This window comes from Vibrio rhizosphaerae, assembly GCF_024347095.1.
Lineage (GTDB): Bacteria > Pseudomonadota > Gammaproteobacteria > Enterobacterales > Vibrionaceae > Vibrio > Vibrio rhizosphaerae.
This window is the reverse complement of the sequence record NZ_AP024904.1, coordinates 371,510-391,274: the sequence shown is the minus strand read 5'-3', so window position 1 is coordinate 391,274 and position 19,765 is coordinate 371,510. Positions and strand designations below refer to the sequence as shown.

At 48.8% G+C, this 19,765-nt stretch carries 16 protein-coding genes and 2 CRISPR repeat arrays (1 of these 18 only partly in view); of the genes, 4 read left to right on the top strand and 12 right to left on the bottom strand.

Annotated features, from left to right (window positions below):
* Positions 1-26 precede the first annotated feature (26 nt).
* The 6 genes from rbsB to OCV37_RS16830 all read right to left on the bottom strand — a co-directional run bounded on the left by rbsB (position 27) and on the right by OCV37_RS16830 (position 6,389).
* A complete protein-coding gene (gene rbsB, locus OCV37_RS16855) occupies positions 27-905 on the bottom strand; it encodes a ribose ABC transporter substrate-binding protein RbsB (RefSeq protein ID WP_038180942.1) in 879 nt (292 codons plus the stop codon).
* A gap of 141 nt (positions 906-1,046) precedes the next feature.
* The gene (rbsC, locus tag OCV37_RS16850) at positions 1,047-2,030 is read right to left on the bottom strand and encodes a ribose ABC transporter permease (RefSeq protein ID WP_038180939.1); all 984 of its coding nucleotides are present in this window, start codon (positions 2,028-2,030) and stop codon (positions 1,047-1,049) included.
* Complete coding sequence (gene rbsA / locus OCV37_RS16845; RefSeq protein ID WP_038180936.1) at positions 2,027-3,532, bottom strand: ribose ABC transporter ATP-binding protein RbsA; 1,506 nt, start codon at positions 3,530-3,532, stop codon at positions 2,027-2,029. Before rbsA ends, rbsC begins: the two co-directional genes overlap by 4 nt.
* Positions 3,533-3,614: 82 nt before the next feature.
* Positions 3,615-4,034: a D-ribose pyranase gene (gene rbsD, locus OCV37_RS16840; RefSeq protein WP_038180934.1), complete on the bottom strand. Its 420-nt coding sequence runs from the start codon at positions 4,032-4,034 to the stop codon at positions 3,615-3,617.
* Positions 4,035-4,425: 391 nt separating this feature from the next.
* A complete protein-coding gene (locus OCV37_RS16835; RefSeq protein ID WP_038180931.1) occupies positions 4,426-5,439 on the bottom strand; it encodes a hypothetical protein in 1,014 nt (337 codons plus the stop codon).
* Positions 5,436-6,389, bottom strand: a complete 954-nt coding sequence (locus tag OCV37_RS16830; protein ID WP_038180927.1) for a glycoside hydrolase family 25 protein — start codon at positions 6,387-6,389, stop codon at positions 5,436-5,438. Before OCV37_RS16830 ends, OCV37_RS16835 begins: the two co-directional genes overlap by 4 nt.
* A 292-nt stretch (positions 6,390-6,681) precedes the next feature.
* On the opposite strand from OCV37_RS16830, the gene OCV37_RS16825 reads away from it, so the two are divergent.
* From OCV37_RS16825 to OCV37_RS16810, 4 genes are all read left to right on the top strand, one after another.
* On the top strand, positions 6,682-7,590 hold the full coding sequence (locus OCV37_RS16825) for a hypothetical protein (protein WP_038180924.1): 909 nt from the start codon (positions 6,682-6,684) through the stop codon (positions 7,588-7,590).
* Between the two features lie 431 nt (positions 7,591-8,021).
* Complete coding sequence (locus tag OCV37_RS16820; RefSeq protein ID WP_261888169.1) at positions 8,022-8,471, top strand: hypothetical protein; 450 nt, start codon at positions 8,022-8,024, stop codon at positions 8,469-8,471.
* A 20-nt stretch (positions 8,472-8,491) separates the two neighbouring features.
* Complete coding sequence (locus tag OCV37_RS16815; protein ID WP_261888168.1) at positions 8,492-8,818, top strand: hypothetical protein; 327 nt, start codon at positions 8,492-8,494, stop codon at positions 8,816-8,818.
* Between the two features lie 687 nt (positions 8,819-9,505).
* Positions 9,506-9,697: a hypothetical protein gene (locus OCV37_RS16810; RefSeq protein ID WP_038184003.1), complete on the top strand. Its 192-nt coding sequence runs from the start codon at positions 9,506-9,508 to the stop codon at positions 9,695-9,697.
* A 59-nt stretch (positions 9,698-9,756) separates the two neighbouring features.
* Positions 9,757-10,565: a CRISPR direct-repeat array (repeat unit 28 nt; unit sequence TTTCTAAGCTGCCTATGCGGCAGTGAAC).
* A gap of 152 nt (positions 10,566-10,717) precedes the next feature.
* On the opposite strand, the gene cas6f is transcribed toward OCV37_RS16810, so the two are convergent.
* Genes cas6f through cas1f form a run of 6 tightly spaced genes read right to left on the bottom strand, consistent with a single transcriptional unit; the run spans position 10,718 to position 19,144 of the window.
* Positions 10,718-11,362 (bottom strand): type I-F CRISPR-associated endoribonuclease Cas6/Csy4, encoded by a 645-nt coding sequence (cas6f, locus tag OCV37_RS16805; protein ID WP_038184005.1) that lies wholly within the window; start codon positions 11,360-11,362, stop codon positions 10,718-10,720.
* 9 nt (positions 11,363-11,371) lie between these two features.
* Entirely contained in the window at positions 11,372-12,358 is a 987-nt protein-coding gene (gene csy3, locus OCV37_RS16800) for a type I-F CRISPR-associated protein Csy3 (protein WP_261888167.1), read from the bottom strand.
* A 14-nt stretch (positions 12,359-12,372) separates the two neighbouring features.
* Positions 12,373-13,410: a type I-F CRISPR-associated protein Csy2 gene (csy2, locus tag OCV37_RS16795; RefSeq protein WP_038184011.1), complete on the bottom strand. Its 1,038-nt coding sequence runs from the start codon at positions 13,408-13,410 to the stop codon at positions 12,373-12,375.
* On the bottom strand, positions 13,407-14,759 hold the full coding sequence (csy1, locus tag OCV37_RS16790) for a type I-F CRISPR-associated protein Csy1 (RefSeq protein ID WP_038184014.1): 1,353 nt from the start codon (positions 14,757-14,759) through the stop codon (positions 13,407-13,409). Before csy1 ends, csy2 begins: the two co-directional genes overlap by 4 nt.
* Before the next feature lie 9 nt (positions 14,760-14,768).
* Positions 14,769-18,176, bottom strand: coding sequence for a type I-F CRISPR-associated helicase Cas3f (cas3f, locus tag OCV37_RS16785; protein WP_038184018.1), 3,408 nt, complete (start codon positions 18,174-18,176; stop codon positions 14,769-14,771).
* A complete protein-coding gene (gene cas1f / locus OCV37_RS16780; protein ID WP_038184021.1) occupies positions 18,173-19,144 on the bottom strand; it encodes a type I-F CRISPR-associated endonuclease Cas1f in 972 nt (323 codons plus the stop codon). The genes cas3f and cas1f overlap by 4 nt, the downstream gene beginning before the upstream one ends.
* 122 nt (positions 19,145-19,266) lie before the next feature.
* A CRISPR array of direct repeats spans positions 19,267-19,765; the repeat unit is 28 nt; unit sequence TTTCTAAGCTGCCTACGCGGCAGTGAAC; it runs 251 nt beyond the window's last position.

Sequence of the window (19,765 nt, the reverse complement as noted above, 5' to 3'; positions counted from 1 at the left end):
GACAGCCAGCCGCTGACCTATCTGGCTTAGTTACTAATCACTTTCAAAGGTACAGGAATGTTTTTGTTTACTGTTCCGCCTTTGAGGATTTTATCTGCGATATCCACACCCAACGCACCGATGACATCTGGCTGTTGTGCAATTGTGGCAGCTAACTGACCACGCAGAACCGCTTTCATCCCGTCATCTGTACCGTCAAATCCAACGATCATCACTTTTTTGCCTGCGGCCTGAACAGCACGAATTGCGCCCAGTGCCATTTCATCGTTCTGTGCAAAGACCGCCTGAACATCCGGGTTGGCTGCCAGCAGGTTTTCCATGACGTTCAGACCTTTCGTCCGGTCAAAATCAGCCGGTTGGCTGGCTAACAGATTCAGGTGACGTTTCTCGACCGCCTGCATGAAACCTTTACCACGCTCACGAGCGGCAGACGTTCCGGCAATCCCTTCTAACTGAATCACTTTGGCATTGTCACCCAGTTTATTGGCAATAAAGTCGCCCGCCATTTCGCCACCGGCAACGTTATCTGATGCAATATGGCTGACCACATCACCATGATTGGCACCACGGTCAAGTGTGATGACCGGCACTTTGGCACGGTTAGCCATACGAATCGCATTCGAAACAGCGTCAGAATCAGTCGGGTTGATCAGAATGGCTTTCACACCACGAACCGTTAAGTCTTCCACATTGGAAAGCTCTTTACTTGGGTCGTTTTGTGAATCTAAGACGATAAGGTTGTAGCCTAAATCTTTGGCTTTCGCTTCCGCACCATCTTTCATACTGACAAAAAATGGGTTGTTCAACGTGGATAGTACAATCGCGATGGTGTCCTGCGCCTGCGCTGCAATAGACATCGTAGACGAAAGTAAAGCTGTAGAGATTAGCGTAACTAGTTTTTTCATCTTGTTTTTCCTTATTTTCAGGTTCTGAATCGATAGTGAGCCCGATTCAAGATTCCATGATTGTATGACGACATACGGGTGTTGCTAATAACTTCTGTTTGTAGATATTTCTATCTATAGACACTTTTTGTGAAACACGGACTACTTATTTTTATTATCGACCAGAACTGCCAGCAAAATCACAATCGCTTTGGCAATCATTTGATAATAGGAAGAGACATCTAACAGGTTGAGCGCATTATTCAAAAATCCGATAATCAACGCCCCGACCAATGTCCCCATGATTCGGCCTTTACCACCCATCAGGCTGGTACCGCCCAAAACAACAGCTGCAATCGCATCTAACTCATAGCCCATACCGGCAGTCGGTTGTGCAGACGACAGGCGTGAAGTCACAATGACACCCGCCAAAGCCGCCATCAACCCACAGATAGCATAGACACCGATTTTCACGCGATCCACATTAATACCGGATAAGCGCGTTGCGGACTCATTGCCACCCAAAGCATAAACATAACGCCCGAATCGAGTATGGTTCAACAAATACCACGCCAGCCCGAAAACAATCACCATCAGCCAGACCGGTACCGGAATCCCCAGCATATACCCCGTCCCGAACCAGGCAAAGCTATCTGCAACATCGGTAAATCCGGTTGAAATCGGCCGCCCGTCGGTATAAACCATGGTCACACCGCGCAATAATGTCATCGTCACCAAGGTCGCAATAAACGCCTGCACTTTACCTTTGGCAATAATCATCCCGCTCAGTCCGCCTAAACAGGCTCCCGCCAGCAGCGATACCGGCACGGCCACAAAGACCGGTAATTCCAGCGCGATCATACTGGCAGCAAAGGCACCACATAGTGCTAAAACAGACCCGACACTCAAATCAATCCCTGCGGTTAAAATGACCAGCGTCATCCCGACCGCCATAATGGCATTGACCGAAGTCTGACGCAGAATGTTGAGGATATTATCCACAGTAAAAAAGTTAGGATTCAGAAATGACACGACAAGAATCAAAAACAGCAGTGCTATCAATGACTTTTGTTCAATCAGCCACTCTTTGCTGAACCACTTTCGTTGTTGCTTGGGTGTCGGTTGATTCATGGAACTGGTACTCATGCTGCTACCTCGTGAATATGCTTACCCACGGCACACGCCAGCAGGTTTTCTTGATTGGCATCTTGCGCCGCAAACTCGCCACTGATGCGTCCTTCATGCATGACAAGAATTCTGTCGCTCATTCCGAGGACTTCCGGCATTTCCGAAGAGACAAGAATGATACTCATCCCTTCCGCTTTAAATTGGTTAATCAGTTGATAGATCTCTTTCTTCGCCCCGACATCCACGCCGCGGGTCGGTTCATCGAGAATCAGCACTTTAGGTCGTGTCATCAACCCTTTGGCAATCGCGACTTTTTGCTGATTTCCGCCCGATAAATTACCGATAATCTGATCCTGAGACGGGGTCTTGATATTAAACAGACGGATGAAATCTGAAACCGCATCTCGTTCATTCTGATGGTTAATCTGCATCCCTTCCGATAGATAATTCAGCGCACACAGCGACATGTTTTCTTTGACCGATAAGCCCAGCACAAGCCCGTCGCCTTTCCGGTCTTCCGAAATATAAGCAATACCGCTGGCCAACCCTTCTTGAGGCGTGTTGGGTGAGACAACCTTGCCACCGAGTCTCACTTCCCCTTTTTCACGGGGGAATGCGCCATAAATCACTTTCATCAGCTCAGTTCGCCCCGCGCCCATCAACCCGGAGATCCCGAGAATCTCGCCGCGTTTGAGCACAAAACTCACATCGTGAACCCCCGATCCGGTCAAACCGCTCACTTCCATCGAGATCTCACCCGTCATCGAATTCATTCGCGGATACTGCTCATCGAGCTTACGGCCAACCATCATCTCAATCAGCGTGTCTTCATCAATCTCTTCGACCGGACGCTGACCGATAAACTTACCATCACGCAACACCGTGACGTCATCACAAATTTCAAAGATTTCTTTCAGCCGGTGTGAAATATAAACAATGCCACACCCCTGAGCACGCAGCTCCCGAATCACACTAAACAGCGACTCAGTTTCCGTATCGGTCAGAGCATCGGTCGGCTCATCCATAATGATCACTTTCGACTGAAACGACAGCGCTTTGGCAATTTCGACCATCTGTTGCTCACCGAGGCTCAACTGTCCCAGCGGTGTTTTCGAGCTACGACGCACATTCAGACGAGCCAACAAGCGGTCGGCGTCCTGATACATCTCTTGCCATAAGATCCGACCGAAACGATTGGTCTTTTCCCGTCCCAAAAAGATATTCTCTGCAATCGTTAACTCAGGAATCAGATTTAACTCCTGATGAATAATAGAAATACCGGCTTCCTGAGAATCTCTCGGCCCGGCAAAAGCGGCATGCTTTTGTTGATAAAGAATATCCCCGGCATCTTTGGTATAAATGCCCGTCAACACCTTCATCAGTGTAGATTTGCCTGCGCCGTTTTCTCCCATCAACGCCATCACTCGGCCCGGATAAACATTTAAGCTGGCACCATCGAGCGCTTTCACGCCGGGGAAGGCTTTGTCTATCTCGCTGAGCGCTAAAATGGGTTCTACCATGATTTCACCTCAATTCACTCTGGAATACTGCCGGAACAACCATCGGTTCCTGAATACTCATTCCCGGATTCTTGCTCCCGGACTAAAAAACGACCCCGGCCTGAAAAATAACATTGGCATACGGTGTACATTCACCGGTCCGTACGATCGCCCGGCTCTCACCCGAACGGCTCTTAAACGCTTCATGACTAATATAGGTCTGACGAATCGTTTTACCGGTCTTTTGTTCTTCAATTTCCAGCAAGTGTTGCAATTCTGCATGTAAATGCGGGCTTACTTCACGAAATTCAGTGGCAAGCACCACCCCTTCGATCTGCATTTCGGCCAGTATCGTGCGCACCGTTTCAATGAATCCCGGTACACCGTAGGTTAAGGCCAGATCAATCCGGGATGTGGTTTCCGGAATCGGTAGTCCCGCATCACAGACGGTCACTTCATCCGTATGTCCTAATGTCGCGACCAAATAAGAAAGCTCTGAATTCAATAACTGATTTTTTTTCATCACAATGCCTCAACAGTCGTGCAAAACACTGATCAGCACGGTGATCAATTTTTGCCGTTGCGTTCCGAATCAAATGTATAAAAAACACTCATCGAAACGTTTCGATAAAATCATATATGAATCTGAAAAGTTTGAATCCCAGTAAAATTCAGACTGTGAAGCTGATCGATGAAAGAGAGTTAAACTCGCTAAAAATATTGAAGGAGATCACTGAATATATGTGATTTGATGAGTGAATGATGATTATGAATGTCGATGTATAAAATCTGTTGCTAATTTTCAGCCCTGAACCGCTGTGATTGCCCGTTCACCGTTGTGTTTACCGATGAACCTTTAATGACCGACAAACCTCTGTGCTACCAGCGAGCCGTTGATGACCACCAAACCCAAGTCACGACGACATCCGTGCAAGCGGCTTTTCAACCATCAGATGATGCAGTAAAACCCGGCATAACAGGTGATGTAATAGCACCGTAAGCCCCAGCGGCACCACGACCAGTCCCAACAACATTTTGATGGCAAACTGAATCACCACCAACAGACCGCGTTCGACTTTGTGATGAAGCTTTGCGGATGTTGCCTTATGCAGCAACGTCACACTGCTTTTGGCATGTGCTTTCAGATCGCCATGATGACGTTCATGGCCTTTGAGCTCACCGGCAACCGCGGAGAAATAGCCGAAACCCGTCGGCTCGGTAAAACTTTTCTCAATCACCGTCGTGACCACAACACTCAAATGCAGCGCGTAGGGAATGATCAACCAGCAGAGTAAGAACAATGTCGCAGTCAGGCGTAACAACTTTCTGGCAACCGACCAGTGTAAAATCGCGCGGTGAACCAGAGCCAGTATCAGCCAGCTCAGACAAAGACCGACAAAGATCAGGAACAGCCAGGGGGTTGCCAGTTCAGCAACCATCACCACCACCCGCAGTAACGCAATGGCCGCCAGCGCAACGGCAACCGCTTCCGAGCCGCGCTCAAGCACCTGATTCAGTCGCTTCAGAATGCGACCCACTTCAACATTCATATCGACAATAAACGACACCCCGAACTGGCTGCTACCGGCCACATTGATCAAGGCATCCAGTTCCAGCAAGTGCAATAGTTCTGCACCGGCTTCCTGCTCACTGTGGGCCAGATACAACAAGTTTGCGCGATATAATGGATCTGTCGCCTGCTCACCGCCAGCCGGCGCAGAGGGCGCAGACCACCAGAAAAAAGCAGCGCCCCCGATCAACACAATGGCACACAACAGCCACCAACGACTGATTTGTGGGGTAGATGATGGCTTAGAACCGGCCGTCTTGGGAGCGGGCGAAGACGGTTGTTCCGGCTGAGAGGTTGCAGATATCTCAGCCACCGCACTTTGCCGGGTGGGCTGTTTTGCTGTTGTGATTGTATTCATATTGCCTCCCGGCGGGTCTGACAACGAATGGTTTCCAGAGCCGTATGATCAAGGGCTTTATCCAGATCCACCGCACCACGAATTCCCGGCAGCCGCCCTTGTTCAGAGTGCTGCCAGAGCTGAATATGCTGCAATCCTGCCGGTCGCGATATTTCCGCTGAATAATCAGCCAGCCAGAACGGATAATGATTGAATGAACGCCCGATATAAGTCTGCCAGAAATCCCCATAGGAATAGATCACCGGCGTACAGCCGGTTGCTTGTTCAACCCCTTTTAAAAACTGCCGCAAACGAGCCTGTAAGACCTTCGGTTTGACACCCCGCGCCACTTCAACATCTACCATCGGTGCTAATGTCAGTGTATGTCCTTGGGTCGCCTGTAAAAAATTGTGCAGTTGTCGGCGAGGGTCATCTTCAGCTTCAAAAAAGTGGTAAGCCCCGACAAGAACCGGATGTGACACAAGCGCCTGCATATTGGCGGCAAACATCGGATCGAGAAATGTCATCCCGTCCGACGCTTTCAGATACACAAAGTCAATGCCAGACGCAATCACCTCACGCCACGCCACCCGGCCCTGATCGTGAGACACATCAATCCCATGCGACCGTGGACGCTTTCCCTCGGTTTGCTCCTGTGAAGCGGTAACACGCGACACTGCTACATCGTGCTCTTTCGGATCTGACGACATAGATGGTTCATCAGCCTGAGGCGAATGAGATACCGCCGGAATCGCTGATGCCGGTAGTGGCACAGACGAGCTGGCCGCTGGTGGCAGCGTACTTGATAAAGAATGAAGCAACGGCCGGGAGAGAAACAGGTAGCTGCCGACAAATAAACCGACCACAACAGCAAATAATACCGCTTTCGCCACCACGTCTTTCTCGGTCATGACGCTGGTTGTCATCGGGCCTTCTGTTCTCGCGCTTTCCGTCATTGCCTTCCCTGCCATTCGCTTCCTGATTGCACTACCCTGCCACTGCTTTTTCTGCTATCTCCCGCCACAAACAGATGCGGCTTTTGAATGCCGTTTACGATAAATCAGGCACTCAATTCCGTCATATTAGCGACAATCTTGCGTTCAGAATCGGTACTTTCGACGAATTTATGCTCACAATCGCGCACCATTGAAGCCGGGATTTTATGCTTGCCGACATCACACTGAAACTATCAACCATACGCATATACAATCATTCAGGTATATAATTGCTCTATCAGTTGCACAGTTTGGGTAGGTGATTCAGATGAGCCAGTCAGCAATTATGATCATTGCTATGATAGCTGTGTTCTTTGGCGTCATTATGGTTAGGGCAATTCGACTGGCATACATCAAGCAAAAGAATATCAAACAAGATGTAGCCAGTGTTCAGCTTGCGACGTCACCGACGGCCAAAAGCATTTTTTCCGGGACAACACCCCATGAAATGACCGGAGAAATCGCGCTGATTCTGCAACATAATCTCCAGTTGCCGGATTCAGGGTGGACAGCAATCGAACCCCCGCAAGGGTTGATTGAGCAGATCATTCAGGCGGCAAACCATGAGCGATGCTTTTCAGCGCTGTCATACCAAAGAGCACCCAGTCAAGAAATCCTTCAGAGCTGGCGTATTGACTGTATCAAGCCGGATCAGGCGCACGTCAGTCAGGCAATCCGGGATGGGGATCAATATGCTTTAGATGAATGGATCAATCTGGATCAGCACTTATTCGTCAACACCGGACTATGGTTTGATATTGCCGATCAGGCACAAATCGAAGAACGGGTCACGTTTAATCAACACTTTATGCCGGAACACATCGCGACTGAACTCTCGGATCTGCAACTCGAATACGTGGGCCGGGCCACCCTTCACCAAACGCCTTATCTGTTTCTGCGCATGACCCAGACACCCACTCAAAATAATCTTTCGAATCAAAGCAATACTCGCGATCAGCACAATACCTCCGTCAGCCTGCAATTATGGCTCGATGCCCGGACACTGCACCTGCAAAAGCGCCGTTTACTCATCTATGAAAACGACCAAATCAGCGCAGAAGAAATCACCGCCTATACCCGGCCACAAAACAGCTACGCCATCACCGCCCCGGACTGGATTAATGTTGATCACGGTGCGGTGACTAATCGCTCTGTATGTGTGGTGGAGCATTGGTGAGTGACAAATATGCTGAAGACGATTGTCTGGTTTTTACCCCTGAGAGCATCGATCAATTGAGTTTCTTTGGGTGCCGGAAGCTGGGAATATAAAACTTGTAATGTAGCAGTTTGGGACGCAATCCCGTTCCTCTGTTTCATTAGCATTTTCGACTGCGCCCCAGGTACTTTTTCATGGCCGAAAAAGTACCCCAAAAGGCCTAGGTTTTGAGTTCAGCGCACCAAATCAGGGTCGGATTGATTCGCATCCTGCTCAAGCAATCCTGAAAAATCGTCCGTGATTTTTCACCCTGAGAGCATCGATCAATTGAGCTTTGTTGATTCAATGTTTCACGCTATTCAAATCAACCACTCAACAAAGAAAACCATTCAAGGAAGAATGGTTAGGCTTTTCCGGGCAGGACGCCCGTAAAAGCTGGTTCTGGAACGCGTGTGACCAAGCCAAACAAAAAAGATTTTCTGGTTCGTCTTTCATCTCTGAAAGATGAACTGGCGCACAGAGCACCGATGTTTCTGAAATCGGAAAAGCGGATTGTGCGTCAAATTTCGGTGTCGGAGGCTGGGAAGGTAAAAATGATAGGCTGCTGGTTTGGGACGCAATCAAGTCCCTCGATTTCAATCACATCTCCGACTGCGCCCCAGGTACTTTTTCATGGCCGAAAAAGTACCCCAAAAGGCCTAGTTAAGTTCAGCGCACTGAATCAGGGACGCTTTTATTCGCTCCTGCTCACGAAAAGCTTAAAATTCATCCCTGAATTTTACCCTGAGAGCATCGATCAAGTTGGCTTTTTAAAAAGATTTCACCCCACTCAAATCAACCACCAAACAAAGAAAACCATTCAAGGAAGAATGGTTAGGCTTTTCCGGGCAGGACGCCCGTAAAAGCTGGTTCTGGAACGCGTGTGACTCCGTCAAACAAAAAAGATTTTCTGGTTCGTCTTTCATCTCTGAAAGATGAACTGGCGCACAGAGCACCGATGTTTCTGAAATCGGAAAAGCGGATTGTGCGTCAAATTTCGGTGCCGGAGGCTGGGAAGGTAAAAATGATAGGCTGCTGGTTTGGGACGCAATCAAGTCCCTCGATTTCAATCACATCTCCGACTGCGCCCCAGGTACTTTTTCATGGCCGAAAAAGTACCCCAAAAGGCCTCGGGGTTGAGTTCAGCGCATCGAATCAGGGTCGGATTGATTCGCATCCTGCTCAGGCAATCCTGAAAAATCATCCGTGATTTTTCACCCTGAGAGCATCGATCAATTGAGCTTTGTTGATTCAATGTTTCACGCTATTCAAATCAACCACTCAACCAAGAAAACCATTCAAGGAAGAATGGTTAGGCTTTTCCGGGCAGGACGCCCGTAAAAGCTGGTTCTGGAACGCGTGTGACTCCGTCAAACAAAAAAGATTTTCTGGTTCGTCTTTCATCTCTGAAAGATGAACTGGCGCACAGAGCACCGATGTTTCTGAAATCGGAGAACCGATTGTGCGTCACAACTCAGTGCCAGAGGCTAGGAAAAACAAATCGTAAGACCGTAGGTCAATACTCCCAATACTTTGAAATCACTCGCAAAAAAATGACAAACCAAGTATTAGAAAAGTATGAGATTTCACTACACCGCACGCGTTTCGCACCGCGACCACTCGCCAGCATCCCTGATGCAACATACGCTGCACAGGCACCGAAAAAAACGGTGTCGGGATTAGGAACCTGTATGACTCTCAAAGGGACATCAATGCCATCTTGTATCAGATAGGCTTTATGTGTAGCCTTGCACGTCTTAATTATGGTGTGTTGGGCAGGGCAGCGTTAGCTGGCCGTTACCCTTTGAGGCGGTAGTTCCTAACCCTGTTCCAACTCACCACCCGAAGATTAGGAACCTTTGAGTGGTGGAAACATGAATCCTCAGAGGGAATACTTATGATACAAAACCAACAACCGAATCCTGACCTCCACCTGACCGCCCGCGGCTATCTGATTGATTTTCTTGTCACCAATACTGATCCCAGCGTCAACCAAGTTGAACTGCGAGAAATCCTCCTGTTTCTCAATAATCTGATTACCTTTGATGAGATCAATCTGAGGAAAGAAGAAATGATGCTTGATGAGTAAACCAGCGATAGGCTGAAAACAAGCGGAGTGGCACCGGTATGCACTGCGTGCCACTCCAAGTCAAAAGCTGCCTGTGCGGCAGTGAACAAATAGATCAACGGGTGACTCATCTGGAACAATTTCTAAGCTGCCTATGCGGCAGTGAACTCTAAAACAGCCCTCGATTCAGTTCACAGCAGTTTCTAAGCTGCCTATGCGGCAGTGAACGGGGTTCTACTCCAATCATGCATTTATCACAATTTCTAAGCTGCCTATGCGGCAGTGAACCGTCGGGTGTAGACGGATCGAAGTTCCAATTCTTTCTAAGCTGCCTACGCGGCAGTGAACGCCAAATACCGGCGGGACGTCCTGCGCAACCTTTTCTAAGCTGCCTACGCGGCAGTGAACACCGGAACCCCGCCAGCTGAATATGACTGCCCTTTCTAAGCTGCCTACGCGGCAGTGAACTTTGAGTATCCATCAAATCAAATTCCAGAGCATTTCTAAGCTGCCTATGCGGCAGTGAACATTTGGGACATCCAGCACCTTGCTATGAGCGATTTCTAAGCTGCCTATGCGGCAGTGAACCCGTAGACATATCCGCAGTTGCGAGAGTCGTATTTCTAAGCTGCCTATGCGGCAGTGAATCACCAACCGGTCATCCTCATTCGCCGGAGTTCTTTCTAAGCTGCCTATGCGGCAGTGAACCGGTGAGTGCGTTATTTAGTGGGATTGGTGTTTTTCTAAGCTGCCTATGCGGCAGTGAACTCGTTAAACGCTACCATATCCGTTTTCTGTCCTTTCTAAGCTGCCTATGCGGCAGTGAACTATATGGAATTAAACTGATCATTGCGGCTGGTGTTTCTAAGCTGCCTATGCGGCAGTGAACAATAAACTTATCCCAGAAAAATAAGCCACAGCAAGGAGTTAACAGGAAAGACCCTATTTGACCTTGTTTAAACCGCCTCTCTGTAGCTTATTGTTTTTATTGATGTTTTTAAAGAGCGAAAAATAAAGGGTCTCACCTTCTGAAAAATAAGGTTAAAACCACGGCACGAATGTTTCTTTCCCCTTGGCTTTCGCACTCAAACCATAGCACGTAAACCCATTGCCACCATCGGGCGCTGAGTTCGATTTATCACATTGAATAAACAGCATAAATTGATGGCGGTGCTGCCCCTCAGCCGGTGTAGATAAACTCTGCACACGAATATAGGGCAACTGACTACGACCAGAGTGCTTCTTCACTGAAGTGAGCAATACACTCCGCATCTCATGTTCATCCACTCCATGCTTGTGCGACAAATGAGCGACCCGACGGTCAAGCTGTTTTAAACGCTGCTGTTGTGACTTAGGATTGCAGCGAGAAAAACAGGCGTATTCCGTGATCCCATTAGGCACCGGCTTGATTGATTTAATATGGACATAATCACGCAAACGCTGTAACCACTGCGCCACACTGGCATCAGCAAGCTGTGATTCGTTGTCCGCAAATAGTCGCAGCTGATGACCAAGCGGAAATGCAGCATCACCGTAGGCCGGAAAACTCAGCCCGATGTCAGAGACATACGCCTCATTTTTATGTTCTACCAACATTAGGTGTATTTGTTGGTACACCTTCTCCCAGATAAACCCTAACGAAATATCAGCATCCGGCAGTAATGTTATGTCTTGATAATATTTCATACTCTGCCCTTATTCGCCAAAGACACCGCCACGAATCAGCATTGCCATGATGTAATGTTGTTGTTCGATGGCCGGGGTTTGCTCTTTTAACATCCAACTGTCCAGCAGTTTGTAGAAATCCATTTTTTCTTTCGGTTGCCGGTAAGCCGCTCCGCGATTAGTCACCGAACCGTAAGGTTCCACAGCAATCGGGCCGACTTCTTCTACCGCAGAATGCCATGTGTCAATCGTACGTAAGGCATTACCGATTTTTTGTGAGTGCATTGCCGCCTGACCATCAAGCTGATAAAGGAATTTACTTTTATCGCCTTTGCCACCGCCCATCACCAGCTCCTGAGACGGGAACACCGCCTGACCTTCGCCTAACTTGGCACAGGCAGTGACTTTCAAAAAGACCGCTTCCCCCTGTAAACCCTGCTGAATCAGAGCCGCCAGTTGATCCACTTGATCGTTGCTGGCAAAAGTGCGCAAATCGTATTCATAACTGTTAAAGGAGAAGGTTTTTCCGGCAGCATTCACCTCGACGCGGATATTTTCAGCCCCGACCCGGTTGCGCCAGAGAAAGCGCCCGTTGGCAATATTCAAAGCATACCGTTGTGCCAGCTCTTTAAACCCGGTTTCCACCTGATAAGCATGCACTTTTGCTGCCAGTGCTTGTTGGTAGGCTGGGTCGTTACAGGTTGAAGGCACATCTAACCCGCCCAAGACACGCAGTGAAAACACCAGTTTGAGTGTATCGGTATGATGAGGCAATGCTGCGGTATCGACGGTTTGTAAGTTCGCTTTTGACACTTCGGCATCCAATTTTGCCGGGTCATTCGCAAGCGCATTCTTTAAACGGTTGGAAATCGTGCCACGCACTGACTTTTCGCCCACCAGAATCGGGGACCAGTCGTTTTGATCCCAGTTGCCGGCAAACATTAAGGCATCAGACGGAATTAATTTCGCTTCAAATGCCAGTACGGAGGGAGTTTTTAATTTTTTATCAGCCATCATTCGAATCCTTTAAATTATAAAAAATCTGGGTCAAAACCAGTTTGTGCTTCGGTTTCATCAATAAAATCAGGTGGTAGAACAGTTTCTTGAATCAAAGATCCTTTCGCCAAATACCAAGGGGAATCATGGTGATAACACCAAATTCCTTGTTGAATCTCTTGTAAACGGTGCACACTGAGCCACTCGCCGACGGAATACGCCGTTTCAGCGAAAACGACCGGAACCTGAGTATCGCGGACGTTGGCGACCTCCCCCGGGGCATAACATTCAGAAATGGCGCAATAGCCTGTTGCAATCGGTACTAAATAACCCGTTTCTGGCTTAGGTTGGGCTTGCCAAACCGCCTTTTGCTTGGTGTCATCTTTTTCTGTCGCACGTGTGTCTGCACTCCCTTTTTCTAACGCATCATGCTGTGCAACGGTATCGTCTGCCAGCGGTGTCGCGCTGTATTTGAGGGTGGCGAAATCACACCAGGCATCCATTAACGTACTGCCCGGATTGTGCTGCTGTAATTGCTCAAAATGCTTGGCTAAATAATCGTGGCGGTCGATCAAGACAAATCCCGGCATCAACCGACGCAATGCATGGCGCTGCTGGGCTTCACTGGCGAGTAGTTGATACGCTGCGACATGGGTAATCTGACCACCGGCTAAACGCAGCGACGGCACCACGGTTTTCAGATGCTCAATCAGGGTTTGCTCCGTCTGCCTGTCACCGCCACGAATCCCTTCAATTTCAATCAATAGCGACATCTGCATCGACATCCGCCCTTCTTCGTTGATGGGCGCGGTATTGCCTTGCTGAGTCAGCGGATTACGGGTTAATGCAAATACATAATCGCCCCAACCACTCGGTCGGCGCGCATGCACCGCATTTTTGTGACTGATCACTGCTACACCACCGAGAGTCACTCCCATTTTAGGTGCTAGCTGACGGGACAAGGCATGAGCGAAGCCCAGAAAGTTGGTGATTGCAGGAAAGCCGTAGGTTAATCCTGCAATGGCGTTGGCATTTTGCACCTCGATTTTTTTCAATAAAAGATAATGCTTCATGCGTGGTGCTCCTCTGATACAACATTCATCCGCTCAAAGGCCCGCAACTCGTTCAGACACAGTTTTTTAAAATAGCGTTGTTCACCATCCCCGAGCAGGTATTGCTGTTTGTTGTCGAGCTGGCGTAGCAACCAATGTGCAAAGTCATTCGCCACCCCATCTAACCAGTCGCCTTGCTGGCGTTCACGCTGAAAAGCGCTGTCAGGGTTATTGATATCCAGACAGAGCTGATGGGCGCGCTTCATGTTGCACGTCGGCGCGTTACTCCAACCGGCACTATCGGGAATCGCCTGTATTTCGGCCACCACGTTCAATAAACGATCAATCAGCGGTTTAACGTAGTAATAATCCCGCTTGTAGCGAGTTTTAAAATTGCGGTCTTTCTCGCTCAGGCTGGCTAAGAAAGCTTTAAATTCTCGCACTAATGCACTGGTTTTAAAGCCAAACTGGCGGTCAAAGATTGAGAGGCTGTTCACCGGTGGCTTGGTTTGCGCCTGATAAGTCGGCGGTGCGCAATTGAGTAAAAAGCCTTGGCCGTAGCGTTCGCTGTTTAACTGCGAAATATTCTGCGGTTTTGAGCCGCCAAACATTTGCACTGCGGTTGCGGGGAAACGGATATCTAACCGGTCGTCATAATGCCCTTTTTTATGCGCATCGCGAACGTCTTTTGAGTCACCAAAACGGGATTGACGAACTTTCGCATACAGTTGATGCGAAAGTGATGATGCATAGAGCGGACACAACAGGTGATAGCTGGCCGCTTCATTATCACCGACAGGAAAATAAAGCTGTTTCGAGAGCGTGTGCGCCGAGACCTTCTCGTCACCCAGCGCTTGACTCAGTCCTGCCTGCCATTCGGCCAATCGCGATTCATCGCTGGTAAACGCGCTTAATGCCGCAACACTGTGGTTTTGCAACTGATCGATCAACGTCTCACCATTGGCTTGCAATTTTAATAAACGCGCCACATCCAATGCAGCAGCATTACCAACAGCATCTATCGCTTTATCCGGCAGATGAGCCGAGACAAGATAACCGCCATCTTCAATTTGATAGTGATTGAGTAAAATACTGCTGGCTTTGGCATCACTGTGGGTAAATTTTGCTGCGTGAGTCGCCAGACTAATTTGCTTTGCCCGCCGTGCCGCATCGGTTAACCAAGTGACCGGGTCATAAGCGCTTTCGATGGGGTCGGCCTGCTGATGATATTCAGCTTGCGCCTGCGCAATCGCAACCGGATCGTCGCTTTGCTCAAGCACTTTATTGAGCGCTTTTTGCAATGGCTCAAGCTTCGCCTGCTTGCGCTGGTGGATATATGCCGCGATTGCGGCACTTAATGTTCCGTCCATTCGCCTTCCTTATTGATTTTCGGGTTGAAACACACCGAGTTGCTCGTGCCAAGCCCACTCAATGGTTTGATCTTTGTTGCCGGTTCGCAGTTGTACTTCACCGAGCCGGTTGCTGGTGCGGCTGATTGACTGACCAAGCTGGTGCGCGAACTGCGCATAAATTTCAACCGGCGATGGTGTAAACCACCACTGACATCCTCGTGCGATTTGCAACTCAACGGTGTGAAAACGTGTGGATTGCGACACATAACGATACGGTTGACAGGACGTATCCAGCTGGCTCCACTCCAGTTGCCCGTCTTCATCACAGCGCAGTACAAACGACTCCTGAGGCTCGGACTTGCGAAACTCGGTTTGTTGTATCAATTCACCATTCCAACTGGCATGATTGCCAAGGCCAGACGTCCACCAGCGGTTCGCCTCTTTCCCACTGTGATAAAACTCCGGCTTTGGCATAGATTCCAAGGCAAAGCGTAAGGCTCGATGCTCTTGCACAAGGAAAGATTTAACCGGATAAGCTTGCTGCTTCGGTTCGCTGCGATTACGTAAGAAATCTCTGCCGTTTTGTTGGTATTGATCCGTTGGTTCTTTGACGCGAGTCCTTGCGGATATATGGGCTAACTCACCTTTCAACAATTCAGTCATATCATGGCAGGCTAACGGCAGCGCTTTACTTTCAAACCCCGGATGGCAATACGCCACCGGCTTACCTTTCAATGCTTTGATATTTTGATTGAGTACCATCAGATTCGGCTGTACCGGGACTTGCTGACGATGACGCTGAATTCGTCCGGCCAACTGAATCAATGAGCGCATCGAACTCGGTTCTGCAATTGCCCAGTCGTAGTCATGATCACGCCCGACTTCGACCACGGAAGTGCCCAACACCACAAAAACGATGTTTGCTTCGGTAGCTGTGTCTAAAATCGGTTGAATTTCCGGTTGTTGCCACAACGCATCGACATCATGACGATCCAGTATTCGGTCTAATTTGTGCTCTTTGTCAGAGCGTAACGCCAGTGGAAACTGCGAGTGATACACACAGTAGCAAATTCTAACATTCGGCTGGGGTTGTAATTGAGTCAGTGCTTGGGCGACAGCTACCATCGGGGTGATGTTCGCCATCCGAATCACCCCCAATGAAACCCGTTTACCATTCGGTGCCGTCACACAATGGGCCTGATGTAAGTGATGAATCTGCGCATAAAAGGTATGCGCCACACGGTCATAAATGGCGTGGCGACATGCAGCGTTTGTCATTGAATCGTGGCGCGTGAATTGCGCCACCTGCACAACCTCCCCTTGGCGAACTGGCAGATCGTGTTTGTCCAGCTTGGTGACCCGTTGATCGACAAACTGGCGGTGCGTTGCAACAAAATCACTGAGTTGGGTAATTTCTTGGCTGTGAGTGGTAAATTCATCAATCCACGCGCACCAGATCGGGGGCTGTTTGGCGTCTGCAAATTGCGCTTGATTGTATTGTTCCCGCCCGGCTCGATAGGCATCAAATAAGGTTTTGATTAATGACGGTGGCAAAGTCGCGGAAGACAACAAGACTCGCGAGCCAAGCATCCCGGCCCAGTTGACTAAGCGACACAGCGCGGGCATATCTTCTAAACCGAAGTCATCCGGTTCATCGAGCACCAAATCAGAAGTGAGTAGACGCAACATCGGTGCGATCTGCTTGCCACCGCGTTGGCTTTCTGTCGCGGGCATGAGGTGATCAATGGTACTGACCAGAATCGGCGCACTCACCAGTTGTTCTAATTTGGGGCTGGCACTCAGCCAGTGTTTCAGCCGGCCATCGTAGATCTGCCCTTCATAGTGAATGAACAGCTGTTCAAACCAATCTTCAGCCGATTCACTGCCGTGATGTCGATCGCCATGATTGAGTTCATGCAGTGTCTGCACCGCTTGAGAGCCGATCAGTACCGCCAGATCGTCATCCCCCAGTTTCAATAAATCACGGTAAGCATCACCGGTTTGCAGTGTTAAAGTGCGTAATCCTAACGCCACGGAGAAGCGGCATCCTTCCCGATCATCGGCCAGACCATACATAAAACGGGCATTGGCAATGGTTTTCCCACAGCCGGTAGATGCCATATTGACGCCAAAAAAGCCTTGTCGCTCTGTGGGTTTCGCAATGGCTTTCGCTTTGGCGTAGGCTTTATCCTGCCAGTGATATTTTTCAATCCCGGCGCTTTTAGAAAATAGCCGATGCTGCGCAATGGCAGGCAATGTGTATTTCAACGCGGGTAAATTGCGGGCAAAGCGCTGGGCATTCACACAGACCCCGATATTGTGTTCATCAAGCTGCTGTTTTGGCACGGTACTTTGGTCATGCGCCGACTGTCGGTCGGTATTGGCAATCGGCGCATAATTCGGATCTTGCCACGCAGTTTTACCCTCACCTAAGCGAAGCGAAGAATAGTAGTGATCGGCTAACATCAGCGATAAACGCGCCATATGGCTGACAAAACGCTGTTCAAACCAAGGGATAGAATGGCTGATGAGTAAAGGCGTCTTCTGTAACCGTCGCGCCAGTTTTGCCGCTTTTTGTTGCCAAGTCCGGCTGAGCATCGGAGTGCCATGCGGGAAACACCAGTTCTCTTGTAATGCTTGCTGACTATATTGAGACAAATCGAGGGCATTGGGTGAGTTCCAATGGCAGTCGAAACACTGCTCCAGCCACATATCCATTTCTTCGATATTCACAGGCTTAGACCCATCATTATTTTTGGGCAGCCGGTGATGCGACACCACTAACCACGCGATCAGTTTGGCAAATGGGGCGAAATGAGCAAACGGATTTTGTAGTGCATCCGGCGCATCGATAAAAATCGCCTGCGTTAGCTGCGTATCCCATTGTTTGGCGATGGAGGGATCGGTAAATTGAGCCAGTTGTTGGATCCATTCTGAGTCGGTTTTACCTTTGGCAAACACTTCAAACAAGCGTAGTGAGATCCATTCGTGGCGATACGGTTCGCCTTTGGTTGCACTGTTCCCGCAGAGTTTGTTCTGAAACAGCGCATTGGCTTTGCCAAAATCATGAAATAATCCCGCGACTGCACTGGCTAATGCCACGATTTCATTCAAATACCAGCCGGTTTCCCACTCACGGTGCTCAAGATTAAGTGAGGTTCGGTTCACCGCAACCAGCCCGTCTAAATTAAACTTAGACCGATTGCCCACCACCCACAGTAACTGACTCCGGGATCGGCTGCGGATCCAATGGCAACTCACGGCAGTGCTGCGACTGGCCGTTTGTTTAAGCATTTTTCTCACGGTTTGTAAGCCGTCTTCGGTGATTAAGGTTTGCCATGTATTGTTACCGATTCGGTCAGCAAATGCGTCTAAAACACGACGCGTTTTCTTGAGGGCATTCTTTTCGCACTCAGAAACAAATGTCACCATCATTGCCCGGCATCTCCTTGTTCAGCAGGTTTATCCAAAGCAATCGCTTTGATGGTATTAAACATAAAGCCCATTGATTGATGATCGATAAAAGCTTGCAACACCTGCTGACGAAACTCTTGCTCCGATGCATTTTCTTTGGCGCAGACGAACGCCCACGGCAAGACAACTGCGTCTTTAATCAGATCCGCCACATCAAACACCAGTGCCCCGCGCCTGGTTTTACCATGCATCACAGCAAACCCATGCGGGATCCCCAGTACCCACAGGCAACTGGCTGCCAGACCATAGGCTAAGTAGTTACCATGATTGAGAAAGTCATTGGCAAGCGTGGTGGAGTCATGCTGGCGGGTGAAGTTTTTCAGCCCGGTGTTATTGGCTGCATATTTGTAAAGGACTTTCGTCAGTTGCGCTTCGGTCAGCAGTAATTCTGCCGTTTGAGTCGCTTTATCGGTACGCTGATGAAAAGTGGCTAAAGCGGTTTGGATCATGTCATCCTGAAAGACAAAACCGTGGCTTTTTAATTCACGGTCTTTCGACCATACCGACTGTAAGTAGTCAATCCGGGCGTTTTGAAATTGCTTGGCAACTTCGAGGCGTTTTCCATCATCAAACCAGAAAGAGAGCCAGCCTTGCAGATATTCGGTCGGGCGATATTCACTTTGCGGCGTAAACCATTCCACCTCAGTTGCCATATGCAGCGGCGTACCACCCCCGCCACAAAATCCGACTAATACTCCGGCTTGAGATAACATGCGCATTGCGGCTTGGGTAATCGACGTGCCATTGCCTAAAAGCAAGACGGTGGTGTTGGCAATGGGGATGTTGTAATAGAGGTTTTCTTTTTTTGATTCGGTGAGATACAGCACACGCCCGTCTTTTTGCATCACCCGGCAATACTCTAAGTAGTACATATTGGCGCGTTTAGAGTGAAGTATGACTTTTAAGTCGGAGGGGGAAAGGTCATCCATGGGTTTACCTCAAGCAATCATCTCCACTGATCATACCAGAGACAATTGTTGATTGAATGCATGAGGTTGCATTTTCGATAAGTGGTTCATAGTTCTGTTTTCACAACAACGACTACCACCTCTTTTTATGCTGCCTGTGCGGCAGTGAACACATAAATGCCCGTTAGGGCGATAACCTTAGAATTTCTAAGCTGCCTACGCGGCAGTGAACCACGAAACACCGAAAGACGTTTCCACGTTCCCTTTCTAAGCTGCCTACGCGGCAGTGAACGAAAAGCATCAATCTTGCAATAAAAGGCGCTGTTTCTAAGCTGCCTACGCGGCAGTGAACAAAATACTGGCAATTCATCGAAATCGAAGTAGATTTCTAAGCTGCCTACGCGGCAGTGAACTGAAAATAGTCAAAGTGAAACCCAGTCAAAAATTTCTAAGCTGCCTACGCGGCAGTGAACGAATTAGCACACAACCTAGCTAAACATCTTATTTTCTAAGCTGCCTACGCGGCAGTGAACATACTAGTGAAAATGTTTCATTAGATGTTTCTTTTCTAAGCTGCCTACGCGGCAGTGAACCGCAAGGTGTGAAATTTAATGGCTTTCTTCAATTTCTAAGCTGCCTACG

Bases quoted from the DNA above. Each gene is read 5' to 3' on its own strand.
- cas1f (WP_038184021.1), bottom strand. From the start codon at position 19,144: ATGGATGACCTTTCCCCCTCCGACTTAAAAGTCATACTTCACTCTAAA.
- rbsB (WP_038180942.1), bottom strand. From the start codon at position 905: ATGAAAAAACTAGTTACGCTAATCTCTACAGCTTTACTTTCGTCTACG.
- cas3f (WP_038184018.1), bottom strand. From the start codon at position 18,176: ATGATGGTGACATTTGTTTCTGAGTGCGAAAAGAATGCCCTCAAGAAA.
- csy3 (WP_261888167.1), bottom strand. From the start codon at position 12,358: ATGATGGCTGATAAAAAATTAAAAACTCCCTCCGTACTGGCATTTGAA.
- rbsA (WP_038180936.1), bottom strand. From the start codon at position 3,532: ATGGTAGAACCCATTTTAGCGCTCAGCGAGATAGACAAAGCCTTCCCC.
- csy1 (WP_038184014.1), bottom strand. From the start codon at position 14,759: ATGGACGGAACATTAAGTGCCGCAATCGCGGCATATATCCACCAGCGC.
- rbsD (WP_038180934.1), bottom strand. From the start codon at position 4,034: ATGAAAAAAAATCAGTTATTGAATTCAGAGCTTTCTTATTTGGTCGCG.
- OCV37_RS16825 (WP_038180924.1), top strand. From the start codon at position 6,682: ATGAGCCAGTCAGCAATTATGATCATTGCTATGATAGCTGTGTTCTTT.
- rbsC (WP_038180939.1), bottom strand. From the start codon at position 2,030: ATGAGTACCAGTTCCATGAATCAACCGACACCCAAGCAACAACGAAAG.
- cas6f (WP_038184005.1), bottom strand. From the start codon at position 11,362: ATGAAATATTATCAAGACATAACATTACTGCCGGATGCTGATATTTCG.
- OCV37_RS16830 (WP_038180927.1), bottom strand. From the start codon at position 6,389: ATGGCAGGGAAGGCAATGACGGAAAGCGCGAGAACAGAAGGCCCGATG.
- OCV37_RS16810 (WP_038184003.1), top strand. From the start codon at position 9,506: ATGATACAAAACCAACAACCGAATCCTGACCTCCACCTGACCGCCCGC.
- csy2 (WP_038184011.1), bottom strand. From the start codon at position 13,410: ATGAAGCATTATCTTTTATTGAAAAAAATCGAGGTGCAAAATGCCAAC.
- OCV37_RS16835 (WP_038180931.1), bottom strand. From the start codon at position 5,439: ATGAATACAATCACAACAGCAAAACAGCCCACCCGGCAAAGTGCGGTG.